This is a genomic window from Cycloclasticus sp. P1, from assembly GCF_000299965.1.
Lineage (GTDB): Bacteria > Pseudomonadota > Gammaproteobacteria > Methylococcales > Cycloclasticaceae > Cycloclasticus > Cycloclasticus pugetii.
In genome coordinates, this window is sequence record NC_018697.1 from 1,820,308 (window position 1) to 1,837,636 (window position 17,329).

Sequence of the window (17,329 nt, forward strand, 5' to 3'; positions counted from 1 at the left end):
AGCGTATTTTGCCACATTTTTTAATCTACGTATAGCGAACTTACTGAATCGCCTTCTACCATTCGACGAATTGTTTCTGCCAGCATCTCAGCAATACTCAATTGTCTTATTTTTTCACAACCCAATGCTGTTTCACTTAAAGGAATTGTATCTGTAACAACCAATTCATCAAGCACTGAACCTGATATATTTTCTATTGCCTTTCCTGATAACACAGGGTGCGTACAATACGCCTTTACACTTATTGCGCCATTATCTTTTAGCGCCTTTGCAGCCAAACACAAGGTACCCGCTGTATCCACCAAATCATCAACAATAACGCATTCTCTGCCGCTTACATCGCCAATAATATTCATCACTTGCGAAACATTAGCCTTTGGGCGACGCTTATCTATTATTGCCAAATCTGCATCGTCTAAGCGTTTTGCAATAGCCCTTGCCCTTACTACACCGCCGACATCAGGCGACACAATCATTAGGTCTTTTGTTTTTCTCTTCCATATATCGCTCAACAAAAGAGGTGACGCATAAACGTTATCAACCGGGATATCAAAAAAACCTTGGATCTGATCGGCATGCAAATCAACTGTTAGTACATGATCTGCACCGGCAGTATCAATCATTTTTGCTATTAATTTAGACGTTATAGGCACCCGCGCTGAACGTGGGCGGCGATCCTGTCTAGCATAGCCATAATATGGAATAACCGCAGTGATACGATTTGCGCAAGCTCTTTTCAGCGCATCAATCATCACCAATAACTCCATCACATGGTTGTTTGTTGGTGCGCATGTTGGCTGTATGATGAACACATCTTTACCACGAACATTTTCGCCAATTTCAACCATTACTTCGCCATCGCTGAATATCTCAACGCTGGCACGGCCAAGCCTCATATTAAGATGACGAACGATATCTTTAGCTAACGATATATTTGCGTTACCAGTAAACACCATGATGCCATTATCTAGCACTATGAACTCCCACTAAAGTATTGAATGATATAAGTATAAAGAATGGCTGGGGCGCCAGGATTCGAACCTGGGATGCGGAGATCAAAACCCCGTGCCTTAACCACTTGGCCACGCCCCAAACTTTATGGCTGCAGATTATACCTGATTTAACCGATTAAAAAACTGTTTAAGCGACTTCTGTAAAGGTGATTCGCTTACGCCCTTTACTACCCACTTATTCCAGCCATCAGGTAACCTTTCTGACAGCAGCACCGCCTCTTGCCGAGTATCGCATTTAGCAAACATACTCGAGCCAGTGCCTGTTAAATAAACCTTAGAGAATTCAGAAAATTGCAGATAAACAGCATCCAACTCTTGACTTATTTCTCTAACAACCGGCAAGCAACTATTATCTTCTTGCCCGTCTAAAAAGTCGCGTATTGTGATGGCTGAATTATCCCGTGTCAAACTGTTATGTGAAAAAACTTCTTTTGTTGAGCAATGATAAGGAGGATTTACCACAACAAACCACTTTTCAGGCAAGTCAATCACTGTCATTTTTTCACCAATACCTTCCGCCCATGCTGACAAGCCCCTAACAAAAACAGGCACATCCGCCCCCAGTTTAAGGCCCAACATTTCCAACTCTTCAACTGAATAACCGAGCCCCCAAACTGCATTAAGCACAATCAACGTAGTGGCCGCATCAGAGCTACCTCCTCCTAAACCGGCACCCATTGGTAATATTTTCTTAAGTATTATCTTTGCACCTAAACTTGCATTTGCTTGCTGCTTTAGTAAATTAGCCGCTTGAACAACCAAATTAGTATTTGTTGCAAGACTGACCGAATTGCAACTTAATGTGATCTCACCATCCTCTGTAGGCACGACGTTTAACCAGTCAGAAATACCTATTAACTGGAAAACTGTTTGCAACTCATGGTACCCATCAGGTCTTTGTCCAACAATATTTAGCATTAAATTTAACTTTGCCGGTGCTGGCCACCAATGCTCTTCCCACTCTGTCACCGCTATTTTTCCATCCACCATTTATCTACAACCAATTTAATTTTTAAGTCTTCTTTTATAAGCGTCACCCTAGCGGGCAATACAACTTCCCCATAAGTCTGAAACCGTTCTAATTGCACATTCCAGCCACCCTGCTTAAACAACACGGTATCATCGAGATATTCCCTGCTTGATGGTCCTTGAAACTCGGGGGATAACACACCTCTCACCCAATATTTCATATGCTTTAAAGGTGCTGAATACCCCAATAATGAAGCCAACTCCTCCTCCGAAACATGCTGTAAAACACCCTCTTCATCGGTCAGTAAAATACCTTGCTTTGAATACAATATTTTTGCAACCACGCCCCCTAATGAGGTGCTTAAGGTCAGGTCATCTATACCCTTTCGATGATTCCACTCTAGCGTTGTAAACCAAGACTGCCGCATATTTCGAACAGATAAACGACCCAGCAAACGCCACTCATTAATAGCTAAAACCTTCTCTGCGTTGTGTAAGGTCGGTAAAGAACTTTCCTCAGTTTTTATAATGCTTGTAGAGGCACAGGCCATCAATTGCGAAACTAACAGAAGACAAACAAGACAACGGGTCATTTTAGTTTCTGCAATACTTCAAGTAGGTAACGGTTATCTTTATCCCGTTTTAGTGCTTCCTCCCAGATGGTACGCGCTTCTTTTTGACGCCCTAGCATCCAAAGAGTCTGACCAAGGTGAGCAGCTATTTCACCTTCAGGTGTTTGACTGTATGCTCTTTTTAACAAAACCAGTGCGCTTTCGTAATGACCTTCACGATAATCCAACCACCCCATACTATCTAAAATAGCGGGGTCATCTGGCTTTAATGAAAGCGCCTGCGTTAGGTAACCCCTCGCTTCTTTAAAGCGAAAGGTTTTACTCGCCAATGCGTAACCCAATGCATTTAAGGCATTAACATCCTTAGGCTCTTTTTCTAATACAAACAATAAGTCTTTCTCTGCAACGGACAATTTATCTAGCTCCGTGGCTGCGATTGAGCGCGCATATCTGAGCGATAAGTTATCCACATTTTCACTAATTGCCGACGATAATAAGTCATAAGCCAGCTGATAATTCTGAACATCCACCAAAAGCTCCGCCTCTAACAGGTAAAACCGTGCTGTATTTTTTGGGTATTCATTGCGCAACTGTTGCAAAACACTCCTGGCGCCTTGCAAATCTCCCATTTCTGACTTAATCATCGCGATTGAGACCCAAGAATCTACATGGTGAACACCATTATCCACCTTCTCAAACCACAACAAAGCATCTTGGTACTGTTTCTGATAATAATATATTCGCCCTAAATAAAAGGCTGACTTCGAAGCAAACACCTCTTCGTTATATAAATTTTCAAATACTTTCGCCGCTTCTATAGGGTTATCCAACTTTAAATAAACAAGGCCCAATGCAAAACTTGCCTCTGGGTAGCTTTCCCCATCAGACAACAACTTTAAAAACTGCTCTTTTGCCTCTTCGTACTGTTCATTCTTGGCTAACAACTGACCATAACCCATCAGCAAAGGTTTCGCTTTAAGGTTCTCGACAGCGTTTTTTAAAACCTCTAACGCACGCTCTGTCTCACCTTTTTGCTCCAACACTAGGGCAAGCTGAGCAAACCCCACAGGCCAGGTCGAATCCAACTCAGTAACCTTCACCGCATCCTTTTCGGCTTGAAGCAGTTGCCCTAAATGAGACATCATTTGCGAGCGAGCAAGATAAGCTCCAGCCTCTTCAGGATAATAACTCACCAACTCATCGATCAGATGACCAGCCAAGTCTTTAGACGCATGACGGGAAACAATGTCGCCAATGGCCAGCAAGGTATTTCGTTGAGGCATATCGCTTTCTTTAAGGATTGAAGTAATCAAATCCAAACTCTTCTCTGCCTCACCCGCGCGCAAGTAAACTGTTAGAGCAAGTCGTTGCGATTGAAGCGATAGCTTTCCTTTTGCCACCAATATATCAACGGCTAACTTAGCTCCAACGATATCATTACTATACAACGCTATTTGTGCAGCCCTAAGCGCTACCAGTGGATCATTCGAGCGCTTAGCCGCATCAACATAGAATGCAGAAGCCATTTTGACATCCCCACGTTGACCTGCCACCTCGCCACCTAACAAACTATACAATAAAGCAGCATCTAGCTGGCTCGGTTGTACCTGCTTCGTTTTAACCTCAGGCGCTTCTTGCACAAGATTCGATATTGCTTTGCTTGGCTCTACCACTTCAACAGCATCGTTTTTACCTACGTGTGTACAACCTATAGATAAAACAACAAAAACCATCATCACGAACTTTAGAATCATATTTTTCTCACCCACACCCTAATCAACATCAGCCGCCTATAAAACTAACACCTCATTCTCTTTTTACAAGGCAAATCGAAAACTACCTGTTTAAACATATAGAACATTCATAGGGCTAAAACGCTTATAATAACCCAATTAACCTAAAGTAAAACTACCAAAAGCGCATGCTGCTTACGCTCGGACTCAATCACAACACAGCACCTATCGAGATTCGAGAGAAACTCGCTTTCTCTCCTGAGCGCCTCGGTCAATCGCTTCAGTCATTAGCGCAGCTTTCATCCATTGAAGAAGCCGCTATTTTATCCACCTGTAATCGCACCGAAATATACTGTGATATAGCAACGCAACAAACAGATGAACTGATCGCTTGGCTTGCCAGCTACCATCGCCTAGATGAAAGTAGTATTAGAGACTATCTATACAGCCACATTGGTCCCCAATCAATAAAGCACATGTCACGAGTCGCCTGTGGGCTTGACTCCTTAGTGCTTGGCGAACCACAGATTCTTGGTCAAATGAAAACGGCTTATCAACATGCCTCTGAGGCCGGCACCCTGGGAAAGTATCTTGGTCGCTTATTCCAGCACACCTTCCAAGTCGCAAAGAAAGTGCGTACCGATACAGCCATTGGCTCTAGCCCGGTATCGGTTGCTTTTGCTGGCGTAAAATTAGCACAACAAATATTTGGTAAATTACAAGATCAAACCGCCTTACTTATTGGTGCGGGGGAAACTATCGAACTATCAGCCCAACACCTAAAAGAGCAAGGCATTGGTCGATTAATTGTTGCTAATAGAACCCTTGAAAAAGCACACGCCATTGCTTCTCAAGGTAATGGATACGCCATTGAAATTAAAGATATCCCTGAGCATCTCGCCGAAGCAGACATTATCATTTCATCAACGGCTAGCTCGCTACCCATTCTTGGCAAAGGGAGTGTTGAAACCGCCATTTCAAAACGTAAACACAAACCCATGTTTATGATGGATTTGGCAGTACCACACGATATAGAAAAAGAAGTTGGTTCATTAAGCGACGTCTATCTTTACTGCGTAGATGACCTAAAAAATATAGTTGATGATGGACTTCAATCACGTCGCGAAGCGGCCGAACAAGCTGAAGATATAATCGACATTCAAATCTCGCACTTTCAAACATGGCTACGTGCGCAAGATGCTTCAAAAACCATTTACCAGCTTAGAACCCAATCGGACAATATACGTGAGGAACTCCTTCAAAAGGCGATTAGTGCGGTAAAAAACGGCCAGCCCGCTGAACAAGCCCTAGAACGTTTAGCAAACGATCTCACGAAAAAAATATTACACGCACCTAGCAGCACCCTGAAGAAAGCTGCATCCGAAGGTAACAACGAATTACTATTAGCCGCTCAACAACTTTTTAACTTAAATAAATAACGTGAATATAACTATCCTACAAAAGCTAGACACTCTGTCTGAACGTTTCGAAGAAATTGCTGGGCTACTCTCTGAACCCAGCATACAAAGCGATCAAAATAAATTTCGCTCTTTGAGTCAAGAGTATGCCCAATTAGATCCCATTGTTAGCACCTACCAGAACTATCTAGCGACACTAGAAGATAATGAGTCTGCAAAAGCCATGCTGAATGATAGCGACCCGGGTATTAAGGCTATGGCAAAAGATGAGTTAAAGGACACTCAAGCAGCCCTTGAAAAACAAGAAAATGAATTGCAAATCCTTTTGTTACCTAAAGACCCTAACGATGGAAAGAATGCTTTTCTTGAAGTTCGTGCGGGAACAGGCGGTGATGAAGCAGCTATTTTTTCAGGCGATCTTTACCGTATGTACCTACGATTTGCTGAGAAAAAAGGCTGGAAGTTTGAAATCATGAGTGAAAACCAAGGCGACCACGGCGGATACAAAGAAATTATCGCTCGAATAGAAGGTCACGACGTGTATTCACAACTGAAATTTGAATCCGGTGCTCACCGTGTTCAACGTGTCCCAGAAACCGAATCTCAAGGCCGCGTTCACACCTCTGCATGCACGGTAGCTATCATGCCTGAAGCCGATGAAAAAGATGATATTGAAATCAACGCTGGCGACTTGCGTGTCGACACTTTTAGAGCATCAGGATCTGGCGGGCAACATGTTAACAAAACAGACTCTGCTATACGTCTTACTCACCTTCCCACCGGTACAGTTGTAGAGTGTCAAGACGAACGTTCACAACATAAAAATAGGGCTCGCGCGATGTCCTTATTAAAAGCCAGAATCATGACCGCTGAACAAGAAAAAGCTGATGCTGAACAAGCTGAGTCTCGTCGTTCGCAAGTTGGTAGCGGCGATCGCTCTGAACGCATTCGAACCTATAACTACCCACAAGGCAGAGTTACCGACCACCGCATCAACTTAACACTGTATAAACTAGATGAGATCATGCAAGGCGCACTAGATCAGGTGATCGACCCATTAATTCAAGAACACCAAGCAGAACAACTAACACAGTTAAGCGCAGAAGAATAAACCCTCGTTTTGAAGCCCCCCTTGACAATAAAAGAGGCTCTTACAGAAGCTGCAAAAACACTGGTTAGCAGTGACAGCTGCGTGCTTGATAGCGAAGTATTACTAGCCTTCGTACTGAATAAAAACCGTAGCTATTTTAGAGCTTGGCCTGACGAGCTTCTAACTACCGAGAAGCTGGACAGGTTTCAGCGACTTGTTAAACAGCGACAAAAAGGGCAGCCGATCGCTTACTTAGTTGGCGAACGAGAGTTTTGGTCACGACGATTTATCGTTTCAAAAGACGTCTTAATTCCTCGACCCGACACCGAGCTACTCATAGAAATTACCCACGAAACGTTCGCTACCGACCAATATTTCTCAGTATTAGATTTAGGGACTGGTAGCGGCGCCATCGCTATCACCTTGGCATTAGAGTTTCCAAACGCCTCGGTGACAGCCGTTGATAACAGCCAAAAGGCCTTAGCGATTGCTGAAAAAAATGCCCTGCAACATAAGGTCCACAATATTCAGTTTTTGCGTAGCGATTGGTTTGAAACAGTGCCCAATACGAGGTTTGATTTAATAATAAGTAACCCACCTTATATTTGCCCAAATGACCCTCACCTTTTAGAAGGCGACCTTCGTTTTGAACCCTCTTCGGCATTGATTGCTCAACACGAAGGCCTACAGGATCTTGAGCATATTACCTCGCAAGCAAAGTCTTTCCTTAAACACAACGGACTTATCTTGTTTGAGCATGGCTTTCAGCAAGGCACTTTGGTCAAAAACTTGTTAGAATTGTACGGATTTAAATCAACCCAACATTTCCAAGATATTCAAGGGCACGTTCGGGCAACATTAGGCACAAAACCATAAACATTAGGGTTAAAAATGCACGAAAAAGAAATTGTCTTACCAAGAAAACTCGTTAATGAATTACTTCATAACGCACAATTATCAGAACACCTCGAGGTCTGTGGTTTTATCAGTAAAAACAAAACGGGGCAGTACACCTGCCATCCTGTTCAAAATATAGCTGAAACACCTAGCAAGCGTTTTCTAATGGCGCCTGAAGAACAAATCAGCGTAATGAAAGAAATCCGCGATAAGGATGAAGAGGTTTTTGCTATCTACCACTCGCACCCCACCGCACCCGCTAGGCCTTCAATAAGCGATACTGAAATGCCTTCACACCCCGAAGCCTATTATTTAATTATTTCGCTAAACACCAAAGGTGTCTTAGAGATGCGCTGTTTCAAATTATTACACGATGAAAATATTGTTGAGATAACCCTAAGAATGGTTGAGGAATAACAACCAGACCGGGTTATCCCTTATTGGCTATTTACTTAACGCTATCGTTGCCAAAAACATTGCTCGTTTTAGTTTTCTTTTGGGCTCCTCTGCATAGTCGCTCAATATATATGCTTCTCTGTAAGCTGAAACAGCTTCATCATATCTTTTCAAATACATGTTTCCATCGCCGACTAACAACCAGTCTTTAACCGTTGGTTCATCTTTTAGTTCTTCAGATATACGCGCAACCTGCTGCTCAACTTCCGCTTCCTCTGCTGACAAAGTCTTAGTCGCCAGCCCTTCTTGAGTTGGTTCCACGCCATTTTTAGTCGCGTGGCCACAGGCAGCCAACCATAACGCGATAATAAAAACACTCAACGCCTTCAATATACTCATAACATCCTTGCTATTTATTCTAATAATTAACGTAACACTTTAAGAGAAACTACCCTTTTAGTTTACTTTCCAGCAATTTATTTAATTCTTGTGGGTTCGCCTTACCCTGGGTTTGCTTCATCAACTGACCAACAAAGAAGCCTATCATTTTTGTTTTACCGGCTCTATATTGCTCAACTTGCTGAGCGTTATCAGCCATTAGCTGATCAATCATTTTTTCTAAGGCACCTGTGTCAGAAATTTGTTTCAAACCTTCTCGCTCAATCACGTCGTCTGCAACATCCTGACTATTCCACATAAACTCAAGGACTTGCTTAGCGATTTTTCCAGAAATTGTCTTATCTGCAATGCGTCTAACCAAGCCTCCTAATCGTTCAGCACTCAAGGGACTTTGCTGGATATCTAAATTATTGTTATTCAAGTTTGCGCTCAATTCGCCCATCACCCAATTAGCAACAAGCTTCGCCTCTCCATCTGAAAAGTTAACAGCATCTTCGTAGTAATCTGCCATCGCCCGTTGTGTTGTTAATACGTCGGCATCATACTCACTTAAACCATACTGCTGTTGGAAACGTTGTTTTTTAGCCGCAGGTAATTCTGGCAAGTCATTACGCACTTCATCCAACAACTCTGCTGTGATTTCGACTGGTAATAAATCAGGACACGGGAAGTATCGATAGTCGTTCGCTTCTTCCTTAGAACGCATAGAGCGTGTCTCATCTTTATTAGCATCATACAAACGAGTCTCTTGAACCACTTGTCCGCCTGTTTCGATCACATCAATTTGGCGCTCAACCTCATGTGCAATGGCTTTTTCAATAAAACGAAATGAGTTTAAGTTTTTTATCTCTGCACGGGTTCCAAAGGCTTCTTGCCCTACTGGTCTGACTGATACATTAACATCGCAACGAAAAGAACCTTCCTGCATATTGCCATCGCAAATTCCTAAATACTGCACAAGAGTATGTAGTTTTTTAACATACGCTACTGCTTCTGCGGCAGAGCGCATATCCGGCTCAGAAACAATTTCAAGCAACGGTGTTCCTGCTCGATTTAAATCTATTCCCGTCATCCCATGATAGTCTTCGTGCAACGATTTACCCGCATCTTCTTCTAAATGAGCCCGCGTAACACCTATTGTTTTTGTTTTACCATCCACCTCTATATCTAACCGCCCTAAACCAACAATCGGCTTATCAAATTGACTTGTTTGATAACCCTTAGGCAAGTCAGGATAAAAATAGTTTTTCCGTGCGAACACTGAATATGGAGCGATATGCGCACCAATGGCCAAACCAAATTTCACCGCAAAACGAACGGCCTGCTCGTTCAACACCGGCAATGTACCCGGTAAACCAAGGTCCACCGCACAAGCCTGCGTATTAGGTTCTGCGCCATAAGCCGTTGAAGCACCCGAGAAAATTTTAGATTGAGTCGCTAACTGAGCATGAATTTCAAGACCTATAACTGTTTCCCACTGCATCCTTATACCTCCTGCTCGTATCCAGCCGGCACCGCAAGATGCCAGTCAGTCAGTTGTTGATATTGGTGCGCTACATTTAACAAGCGAGACTCTTCAAAATAATTTCCTATCAACTGCATACCTACCGGCTTGTTCTCCACAAAACCACACGGCACTGACATTCCAGGCAAGCCTGCTAAATTAACACCAATGGTAAAAATATCTGAAAGATACATTGAAACAGGGTCTCCCTTCTTCTCATCTGATTTAAAGGCAACAGAAGGTGCTGTTGCACTAGCGATCACATCTACTTCTTTAAACGCTTCTACGAAATCTTGTTGAATCAAACGACGAACTTGTTGAGCTTTTTTATAATACGCATCGTAATACCCCGCAGACAAAACATAAGCGCCAATCATAACTCTTCGTTTTACCTCGTCACCAAACCCCTCTCCACGCGAACGCTTATAAAGATCCTCTAAGTCTTTTGGCGATTCGCAGCGATACCCAAATCGAACACCATCAAAACGAGACAAATTAGCAGAACATTCAGCGGGGGCAACCACATAATAAGCAGGCACTGATAGGTTAATATTCGGTAGGCTAATTTCTTTCACATGTGCCCCTGCAGACCGAATGGTATCAACCGCTTCTTCTACTTTTTCTCGAATATCACTATCAAGATCATCGGTAAAAAACTCTTTGGGCAAGCCAACGGTCAAGCCTTTGATCGAGTCACCCAAGCCGCTTAACAAATCATCAACGGGTCTATCAACACTGGTTGAATCCCTCTCATCAAAACCAGACATCGCTTGTAGCATGATCGCTGCATCTTCAGCACATTTCGCCATCGCACCACCTTGGTCCAAACTAGAGGCGAACGCAATCATGCCGTAACGTGACACACGGCCATAGGTTGGTTTAATGCCCGTCACCCCACAAAAAGCTGCTGGCTGACGGATCGATCCCCCTGTATCTGTACCACTAGCCAACGGCGCCAAACGTGCCGCTACCGCCGCTGCTGATCCACCCGATGAGCCACCTGGAACCGTTTCCAAATCCCAAGGGTTTTTTACTCCACTATAAAAACTGGTCTCATTTGACGAGCCCATCGCAAACTCATCCATATTGGTTTTACCCAACATCACCGCACCAGCTTGTTCTAATTTACTAACCGCTGTTGCCGAATAAGGGGCAATAAAATTATCCAGCATCTTTGAGCCACAGCTTGTTCGTAAGCCTTGTGTACAAAAGATATCTTTATGTAACAAAGGAATCCCCGTTAACAAGCCGGCATCCCCTGATGCAATTAGTTGATCCGCCTGTTGAGCTGCAAGTAATGCGCCGTCTTCATTTAATGTAATGACGCTATTTAACGCCCCATCGTATCGATTGATACGCTCCAAAAAGTATTGACTAAGCTCAACACTGGATATTTGTTTGTTGTGAAGGTCGCTGGACAGTTCTTTTAATGATTTGTTATACATTGATTACCAATACTGTTTAAAAGACATATATGCTTATCGCTATAAGCCTTTGTTTTAATAAATATGACACCGCCTCGTTAAAGGGCGACTAATCGATCACTCGCGGCACTAAAAACAAACCGTCTTCAATAGATGGCGCATTGTCCTGCAAAATATCACGTTGATTGCTTTCTGATACCACATCCGCCCGTAAACGTTGAAACTGATCAAGTGGGTGGGCCATAGGTTCAATATCAGTTGTATCAACTTGATTCATTTGCTCAACTAACAGCATTATATTCGACAAGTCTGACGCATATGACTCAAGCTGCTCGTGCTGAATACCGAGCCTCGCCAAGTGTGCGATTTTCAGTACATCTTCTGACTGAATTGGCATAAAATAACCCCCTTGTTTTATTCATACTTTAAAACAGTGCAAATTAACACAATTCGCGCCTTGCCCAAAGAGGTAAAGGGTTGTTAAAGTACAAAATTCTCACCACCTACATTTATAAAATTCATGTTTAAAAAAATACGCGGCATGTTTTCCAACGATTTATCCATCGATTTGGGCACAGCGAACACACTAATCTATGCACTTGGCAAAGGCATTGTGCTAGATGAACCCTCTGTTGTTGCCATTCGAGAAGATAAAGTGCGTGGCGAAAAAAGCTTTGCCGCTGTCGGCAGCGAAGCAAAAGCAATGCTGGGTAGAACACCTGGTAATATCACCGCGATTCGCCCAATGAAGGACGGTGTTATTGCCGACTTTACTATCACTGAAAAAATGCTTCAGTACTTTATCCATAAAGTACATGAAGGTAAATTTCTACGCCCTAGTCCTCGTGTGCTTATTTGCGTACCGTGTGGCTCTACTCAAGTTGAACGAAGAGCCATTCGAGAATCGGCATCAGGTGCTGGTGCACGTGAAGTATATTTAATTGAGGAGCCAATGTCAGCGGCAGTTGGTGCAGGCTTACCGATAGATGAGGCACGCGGCTCCATGGTGTTAGATATTGGTGGCGGCACATCAGAAATCGCCGTTTTATCACTCAATGGTATCGTCTACTCGGAGTCAATTCGCGTTGGTGGTGACCGTTTTGACGAAGCGATTATCAATTACGTTCGACGTAATTACGGCACTATCGTCGGTGAATCGACCGCCGAAAGAATTAAACACACGATTGGCTCAGCTTACCCAGCGAATGAAGTTAAGGAAATGACCGTTACGGGTCGAAACCTAGCAGAGGGCATTCCCCGAAGCTTTACGCTTAACAGCAATGAAATTTTAGAGTCATTACAAGAACCTGTTACCGCCATTGTTAGTGCTGTGAAACAAGCTCTCGAGCAAACTCCCCCAGAGCTAAGCGCTGACGTTGCTGAAAATGGCATTGTGCTAACCGGTGGCGGTGCATTACTGTATGGTTTAGATGAGCTTATCCATGAAGAAACAGGCGTACCTGTTCGCACAGCTGACGACCCTCTAACTTGCGTTGCGCGAGGTGGGGGCAAAGTACTAGAGTTGATCAATGAAAAAGGGCCTAATACGTTTGCATTAGAGTAAGAATAAGAGGTTATTCGCCATAAAACCAATTTTCTCAAAAGGTCCTGCTACCAGCACACGCTATATTGCCGCCGCCGTTATTTCTATTTTGCTTTTGCTACTTGCACAGCAAACGAACCAACTCACGCGCCTTAAAGACAGCCTTTCTTTTATCGTTCACCCTGTTCTCATCGTTGTGGACCTGCCTAGCCAGCTCTATGCCTGGCTGACTGAAAGCACAACAGAGTTATCTGAATTAGCTGACGAAAATCAACGCCTAAAAGATGAGTTATTATTTCTTAAAGTCAAACTGCAAAAATTTGAGGCGCTTGAAACAGAAAATACCCGGTTGCATAGCTTATTGGAGTCTTCATTCAAAATTGGAGAACAATTTATTTCAGCGTCTCTTATTAAAGTAAACCAACACCCAAACACAACCAATATTGTGATTGATAAAGGCAGTCGTTTCGACCTTTATAAAGGACAAGCCGCCCTCAACGAAGACGGTGTACTCGGTCAGATTACCAACGTTCACCCGCTCACTTCGTCTATCATCCTGATTACTGACCCCAATCATGCTATACCTGTTGAAATAAACCGAACAGGCTTAAGAACCATTGCCTCTGGTAGCGGACTAAAAAATACATTAACGCTACCATACCTACCCCATAATGCTGACATCAAGATAGGCGATTTATTAACGACATCTGGACTGGGCGGTGTTTTCCCATCTGGTTACCCTGTTGCCACCGTCACCAAACTGGCCCCGCTGCCAGGAGAAGCTTTCATGCATGCCGAGGCTAAAACTGTCGCCAAAATAGACAGCACTCGTGACATTTTATTGGTATGGAGCCAACAACAGCCCATTCCTATTTTATCAGGCGCCCCTGAAGAACCAGAAGTACCCACAGACAATGCACGCTAAATCCTCTGGCGGTACCATCATTGGCTTAACTTTATTTTTTTCCATGGCCCTTAGCATTGCACCTTGGCCTGACCATTTGGCTATATTAATGCCCAGCTGGACGTTGCTAACATTAATCTACTGGAGCATCGCTTTACCGCATAAAGTTAGTATCTTGACTGGTTTTTCAACCGGCCTACTGTTCGATGTTTTAACAGGCAGTTTGCTCGGACAAAATGCGCTAATATTCAGTACCGCTTCTTTTTTTAGCCACTCTCTTTATTCACGCCTAAGAAATTATCCTGTGTGGCAACAATCTACGCTTATTTTAATGTTCTTAGGGTGCATAAAACTACTCTCTTTATGGCTTAACCACTTTATTGTTCACATTGAGTATACTTACCAACATGGGCTTCAAGTTCTTTTTAGCGCGCTGGTATGGCCTGCTATATTTGCTGTCTTACGCCTCATCAGAAGACACTTTAAAGTACAGTAACCTCACATGAACACTCGCTTCGACCTCAAGAGCTCACTCCAGGAAAATCGCCTTTTCCTATTGCGAGCCACCACATTGATCGTTTTTGTTCTTATTTTATTTTTTGCGCTGATTGCCCGTCTTACCTATTTACAAATTGCAACACATGAGAAGTATGTAGACCTCGCTCAAAATAACCGCGTAAAACTATCAGTTATTAGTCCTGTTCGTGGTTTAATTTTCGATACAAAAGGTCGCGTTCTTGCTGAAAACAACCCTACTTATAGTCTTGAATTAGTACCGGAACAAACGCCAGACCTTGCGAACACCCTCGAACGCTTGAGCGCCTTATTACCCATTTCTAAAGATGAACTGGCGTTATTTGAAAAACGTAGAAAACAGCAAAAACGCTTCGCTAGCGTCTCCATTAGAAATCGATTAAACGATCAGGAAGTGGCTATTTTTTCTGCCAACCGTCACTTATTTCCCGGTGTTGACATACAGGCACGTCCATTAAGACACTACCCTTTCCCTGAGCTAACCGCACATGTAGTGGGTTATGTCGGCGCCATTAATGAACAAGAGCTGAAAACTATTGAGCCAGCCAACTACCGAGGGACTCGATTTATTGGAAAAACCGGCATTGAAAGAACTTACGAAACTGAATTACATGGTTATGTTGGATACCAGCAAACCGAAAACACAGCACAAGGCAGATCATTAAAAGTCCTCAGCTACACACCACCATTATCAGGTAGCGATCTAACTTTGAATCTAGATATTGAGCTACAAAAAATCGCTCACGACGCACTCGGTGATTACACCGGAAGTGTTGCCGCAATAGATACTCGTACTGGCGCAGTTCGCGCCTTGGTGAGCAAACCAGGCTTCAATGCTAACTTGTTTGCTAAAGGTATCGATCAAGCCTCATACAGCCAATTACAAAACTCTTCAAAACGCCCTTTATTTAACCGCTTTCTTCGAGGGCAATATCCCCCAGGGTCTACCTTAAAGCCATTTTTAGCGCTCGCCGGCCTCGATTACAAAACCGTTCACCCACATCAAAGAATCTTCTGCCCAGGCTTCTATCAACTACCCAAACAAACACATAAATACCGTGATTGGAAAAAAACTGGGCATGGTATGACCACGCTTCATGACTCAATCGTTCAGTCGTGCGATGTTTATTACTATATATTGGCCCATGAGTTAAAAATTGATCGGATGCATGACTTTCTGCAAAAATTTGGTTTTGGGCAAAAAACAGGCATTGACATTCTGGGCGAAAGATCGGGCTTATTGCCCTCAAGAGAGTGGAAGAAACGCACACGAAATCAGGTCTGGTATCCTGGCGAGACATTGATTGCTGGCATAGGGCAAGGTTTCAATTTAACCACACCCCTTCAGTTAGCCCATGCAACGGCTCTTATTGCTAACAAAGGCTCCACACATATTCCATCACTCGTTGCTAAAATTAATGATAAGCCTCAGCAAACATCAACCACCCCGCCAATTACATTAAATAACCCTCAGCATTGGAATACCATTATTGATGCCATGTATGATGTCGTTAACGGTACGCGTGGCACTGCTCGAAAAATTAGCGAAGGTGCGCCCTACAAAATAGCTGGCAAAACGGGAACTGCTCAAGTGTTTACCATCAAACAAGATGAAAAATATGATGAGGAAAATGTGCAAGAACACCTCAAAGACCATGCCCTTTTTATCGCTTTTGCACCCGCACGTGAGCCTCAATTAGCCGTTGCTATCGTGGTAGAAAACGGTGGTCATGGTGGCTCCGTTGCTGCGCCTATTGCCCGTTCTATTTTCGATCAATATATACAAGTTACCCCATGAATTGGTCTTTCCAAAAAGCCTCACAAATGAGCCTCTATCATCATCGCAAAGAGAGCCTCTTTCAGCGATTGCATATTGACCTCACCTTGCTCATTCTACTGGCCCTCTTATCGTCTATTGGCATTCTTATTTTGATGAGCGCCGAACACCAAAATATTGGATTATTAAACAGGCAAGCCACTCGATTAGCTGTTGCCTTTTTTGCCATGTTTATCATTGCTCAAGTGCCACCTCATGCGTTAAAAATGTTTGCTCCTTGGTTATTTTTTCTCGGCACGCTCTTATTACTGGGCGTGTTATTTGTTGGTGATATGGGGAAAGGCGCTCAACGTTGGCTAGACCTAGGCTTCTTTCGCTTTCAACCCTCTGAATTACTGAAACTGGCAACCCCCATGATGGTGGCTTGGTACCTAGCAGAACGGCGACTACCTCCCAGTCACAAACATGTCGGTCTCGCCACTGTTTTTATAGCTATCCCTACCGTCTTAATTGCCAAACAACCTGACCTCGGTACCGCTATCTTAATAGCCAGCTCGGGATTAACCGTGCTGTTTCTTGCCGGCATTTCATGGAAGATCATCATCGGCGTCATAGCAACTGGCGCAGGACTCGCCCCTGTTCTATGGAGTTTTATGAAAGACTATCAAAAACAACGGGTTCTTACCTTTTTGAGCCCAGAAGAAGACCCATTAGGGGCTGGTTACCACATTATTCAATCAAAAATCGCCATTGGCTCAGGTGGTATCAATGGCAAAGGCTGGATGCATGGCTCGCAAGCACGCCTAGAGTTTTTACCCGAAAGTTCTACCGATTTTATTTTTGCCGTCTTCTCTGAAGAATTTGGCTTGATGGGTTGTGTCGGCTTATTAACCATTTATTTGATTATTTTCATCCGCTCCATTTACATTGCGATTCAGGCACAAGACACCTTTTCACGACTGCTTGCAGGTAGCTTATCGCTAACATTTTTTATCTATTTATTTGTAAACGTCGGGATGGTCACGGGTATTTTGCCAGTCGTTGGTGTACCCTTACCTCTAGTGAGTTATGGCGGTACATCAATGGTGACATTATTACTTGGATTTGGCATATTAATGTCGATACATACTCATCGAAAATTACTTTCTTCTTAAGG

Annotated in this window: 17 protein-coding genes and 1 tRNA gene; 9 read left to right on the forward strand and 9 right to left on the reverse strand. The window is 43.4% G+C overall.

Annotation, left to right across the window (positions count from 1 at the left end; genetic code table 11):
* Positions 1 to 20 precede the first annotated feature (20 nt).
* The 5 genes from Q91_RS08790 to Q91_RS08810 form a co-directional block, all read right to left on the reverse strand.
* Positions 21 to 956 carry a ribose-phosphate diphosphokinase gene (locus Q91_RS08790; RefSeq protein WP_016390629.1) on the reverse strand — a complete coding sequence of 312 codons (936 nt, stop codon included), beginning with the start codon at positions 954 to 956 and terminating at the stop codon, positions 21 to 23.
* 61 nt (positions 957 to 1,017) lie between these two features.
* Positions 1,018 to 1,092, reverse strand: a tRNA-Gln gene (locus Q91_RS08795).
* A gap of 17 nt (positions 1,093 to 1,109) precedes the next feature.
* A complete protein-coding gene (gene ispE, locus Q91_RS08800; RefSeq protein WP_015006536.1) occupies positions 1,110 to 2,003 on the reverse strand; it encodes a 4-(cytidine 5'-diphospho)-2-C-methyl-D-erythritol kinase in 894 nt (297 codons plus the stop codon).
* A complete protein-coding gene (lolB, locus tag Q91_RS08805; protein ID WP_041230529.1) occupies positions 1,985 to 2,575 on the reverse strand; it encodes a lipoprotein insertase outer membrane protein LolB in 591 nt (196 codons plus the stop codon). The genes ispE and lolB overlap by 19 nt, the downstream gene beginning before the upstream one ends.
* On the reverse strand, positions 2,572 to 4,308 hold the full coding sequence (locus Q91_RS08810) for a tetratricopeptide repeat protein (protein ID WP_041230530.1): 1,737 nt from the start codon (positions 4,306 to 4,308) through the stop codon (positions 2,572 to 2,574). Before Q91_RS08810 ends, lolB begins: the two co-directional genes overlap by 4 nt.
* Positions 4,309 to 4,475: 167 nt before the next feature.
* Between Q91_RS08810 and hemA the strand changes: the two genes are divergently transcribed.
* Genes hemA through Q91_RS08830 form a run of 4 tightly spaced genes read left to right on the forward strand, consistent with a single transcriptional unit; the run spans position 4,476 to position 8,109 of the window.
* Positions 4,476 to 5,726, forward strand: a complete 1,251-nt coding sequence (gene hemA / locus Q91_RS08815) for a glutamyl-tRNA reductase (protein WP_015006539.1) — start codon at positions 4,476 to 4,478, stop codon at positions 5,724 to 5,726.
* Position 5,727: 1 nt separating this feature from the next.
* Entirely contained in the window at positions 5,728 to 6,816 is a 1,089-nt protein-coding gene (gene prfA, locus Q91_RS08820; RefSeq protein ID WP_015006540.1) for a peptide chain release factor 1, read from the forward strand.
* Positions 6,817 to 6,837: 21 nt separating this feature from the next.
* Complete coding sequence (gene prmC, locus Q91_RS08825) at positions 6,838 to 7,671, forward strand: peptide chain release factor N(5)-glutamine methyltransferase (RefSeq protein WP_015006541.1); 834 nt, start codon at positions 6,838 to 6,840, stop codon at positions 7,669 to 7,671.
* 15 nt (positions 7,672 to 7,686) lie between these two features.
* The gene (locus tag Q91_RS08830; RefSeq protein ID WP_015006542.1) at positions 7,687 to 8,109 is read left to right on the forward strand and encodes a Mov34/MPN/PAD-1 family protein; all 423 of its coding nucleotides are present in this window, start codon (positions 7,687 to 7,689) and stop codon (positions 8,107 to 8,109) included.
* A 27-nt stretch (positions 8,110 to 8,136) separates the two neighbouring features.
* Here the strand turns inward: Q91_RS08830 and Q91_RS08835 are convergent, their stop codons facing one another.
* From Q91_RS08835 to gatC, 4 genes are all read right to left on the reverse strand, one after another.
* Positions 8,137 to 8,487: a hypothetical protein gene (locus tag Q91_RS08835; protein ID WP_015006543.1), complete on the reverse strand. Its 351-nt coding sequence runs from the start codon at positions 8,485 to 8,487 to the stop codon at positions 8,137 to 8,139.
* 49 nt (positions 8,488 to 8,536) lie between these two features.
* Entirely contained in the window at positions 8,537 to 9,970 is a 1,434-nt protein-coding gene (gatB, locus tag Q91_RS08840; protein ID WP_015006544.1) for an Asp-tRNA(Asn)/Glu-tRNA(Gln) amidotransferase subunit GatB, read from the reverse strand.
* Positions 9,971 to 9,972: 2 nt separating this feature from the next.
* On the reverse strand, positions 9,973 to 11,436 hold the full coding sequence (gatA, locus tag Q91_RS08845) for an Asp-tRNA(Asn)/Glu-tRNA(Gln) amidotransferase subunit GatA (protein ID WP_015006545.1): 1,464 nt from the start codon (positions 11,434 to 11,436) through the stop codon (positions 9,973 to 9,975).
* Between the two features lie 88 nt (positions 11,437 to 11,524).
* Complete coding sequence (gatC, locus tag Q91_RS08850) at positions 11,525 to 11,812, reverse strand: Asp-tRNA(Asn)/Glu-tRNA(Gln) amidotransferase subunit GatC (RefSeq protein WP_015006546.1); 288 nt, start codon at positions 11,810 to 11,812, stop codon at positions 11,525 to 11,527.
* A 123-nt stretch (positions 11,813 to 11,935) separates the two neighbouring features.
* Between gatC and Q91_RS08855 the strand changes: the two genes are divergently transcribed.
* The 5 genes from Q91_RS08855 (at position 11,936) to rodA (ending at position 17,327) form a co-directional block, all read left to right on the forward strand.
* Positions 11,936 to 12,979, forward strand: coding sequence for a rod shape-determining protein (locus tag Q91_RS08855; RefSeq protein WP_015006547.1), 1,044 nt, complete (start codon positions 11,936 to 11,938; stop codon positions 12,977 to 12,979).
* Positions 12,980 to 13,067: 88 nt separating this feature from the next.
* Positions 13,068 to 13,883, forward strand: coding sequence for a rod shape-determining protein MreC (mreC, locus tag Q91_RS08860; RefSeq protein ID WP_015006548.1), 816 nt, complete (start codon positions 13,068 to 13,070; stop codon positions 13,881 to 13,883).
* Positions 13,873 to 14,358, forward strand: a complete 486-nt coding sequence (mreD, locus tag Q91_RS08865; RefSeq protein ID WP_015006549.1) for a rod shape-determining protein MreD — start codon at positions 13,873 to 13,875, stop codon at positions 14,356 to 14,358. Before mreC ends, mreD begins: the two co-directional genes overlap by 11 nt.
* 6 nt (positions 14,359 to 14,364) lie before the next feature.
* Entirely contained in the window at positions 14,365 to 16,194 is a 1,830-nt protein-coding gene (gene mrdA, locus Q91_RS08870; RefSeq protein WP_041230531.1) for a penicillin-binding protein 2, read from the forward strand.
* Entirely contained in the window at positions 16,191 to 17,327 is a 1,137-nt protein-coding gene (rodA, locus tag Q91_RS08875) for a rod shape-determining protein RodA (RefSeq protein ID WP_020162530.1), read from the forward strand. Before mrdA ends, rodA begins: the two co-directional genes overlap by 4 nt.
* Positions 17,328 to 17,329 lie beyond the last annotated feature (2 nt).

Bases quoted from the DNA above. Each gene is read 5' to 3' on its own strand.
- rodA (WP_020162530.1), top strand. From the start codon at position 16,191: ATGAATTGGTCTTTCCAAAAAGCCTCACAAATGAGCCTCTATCATCAT.
- Q91_RS08855 (WP_015006547.1), top strand. From the start codon at position 11,936: ATGTTTAAAAAAATACGCGGCATGTTTTCCAACGATTTATCCATCGAT.
- ispE (WP_015006536.1), bottom strand. From the start codon at position 2,003: ATGGTGGATGGAAAAATAGCGGTGACAGAGTGGGAAGAGCATTGGTGG.
- mrdA (WP_041230531.1), top strand. From the start codon at position 14,365: ATGAACACTCGCTTCGACCTCAAGAGCTCACTCCAGGAAAATCGCCTT.
- Q91_RS08810 (WP_041230530.1), bottom strand. From the start codon at position 4,308: ATGATTCTAAAGTTCGTGATGATGGTTTTTGTTGTTTTATCTATAGGT.
- Q91_RS08830 (WP_015006542.1), top strand. From the start codon at position 7,687: ATGCACGAAAAAGAAATTGTCTTACCAAGAAAACTCGTTAATGAATTA.
- Q91_RS08835 (WP_015006543.1), bottom strand. From the start codon at position 8,487: ATGAGTATATTGAAGGCGTTGAGTGTTTTTATTATCGCGTTATGGTTG.
- gatB (WP_015006544.1), bottom strand. From the start codon at position 9,970: ATGCAGTGGGAAACAGTTATAGGTCTTGAAATTCATGCTCAGTTAGCG.
- Q91_RS08790 (WP_016390629.1), bottom strand. From the start codon at position 956: ATGGTGTTTACTGGTAACGCAAATATATCGTTAGCTAAAGATATCGTT.
- gatC (WP_015006546.1), bottom strand. From the start codon at position 11,812: ATGCCAATTCAGTCAGAAGATGTACTGAAAATCGCACACTTGGCGAGG.
- gatA (WP_015006545.1), bottom strand. From the start codon at position 11,436: ATGTATAACAAATCATTAAAAGAACTGTCCAGCGACCTTCACAACAAA.
- mreD (WP_015006549.1), top strand. From the start codon at position 13,873: ATGCACGCTAAATCCTCTGGCGGTACCATCATTGGCTTAACTTTATTT.
- hemA (WP_015006539.1), top strand. From the start codon at position 4,476: ATGCTGCTTACGCTCGGACTCAATCACAACACAGCACCTATCGAGATT.
- lolB (WP_041230529.1), bottom strand. From the start codon at position 2,575: ATGACCCGTTGTCTTGTTTGTCTTCTGTTAGTTTCGCAATTGATGGCC.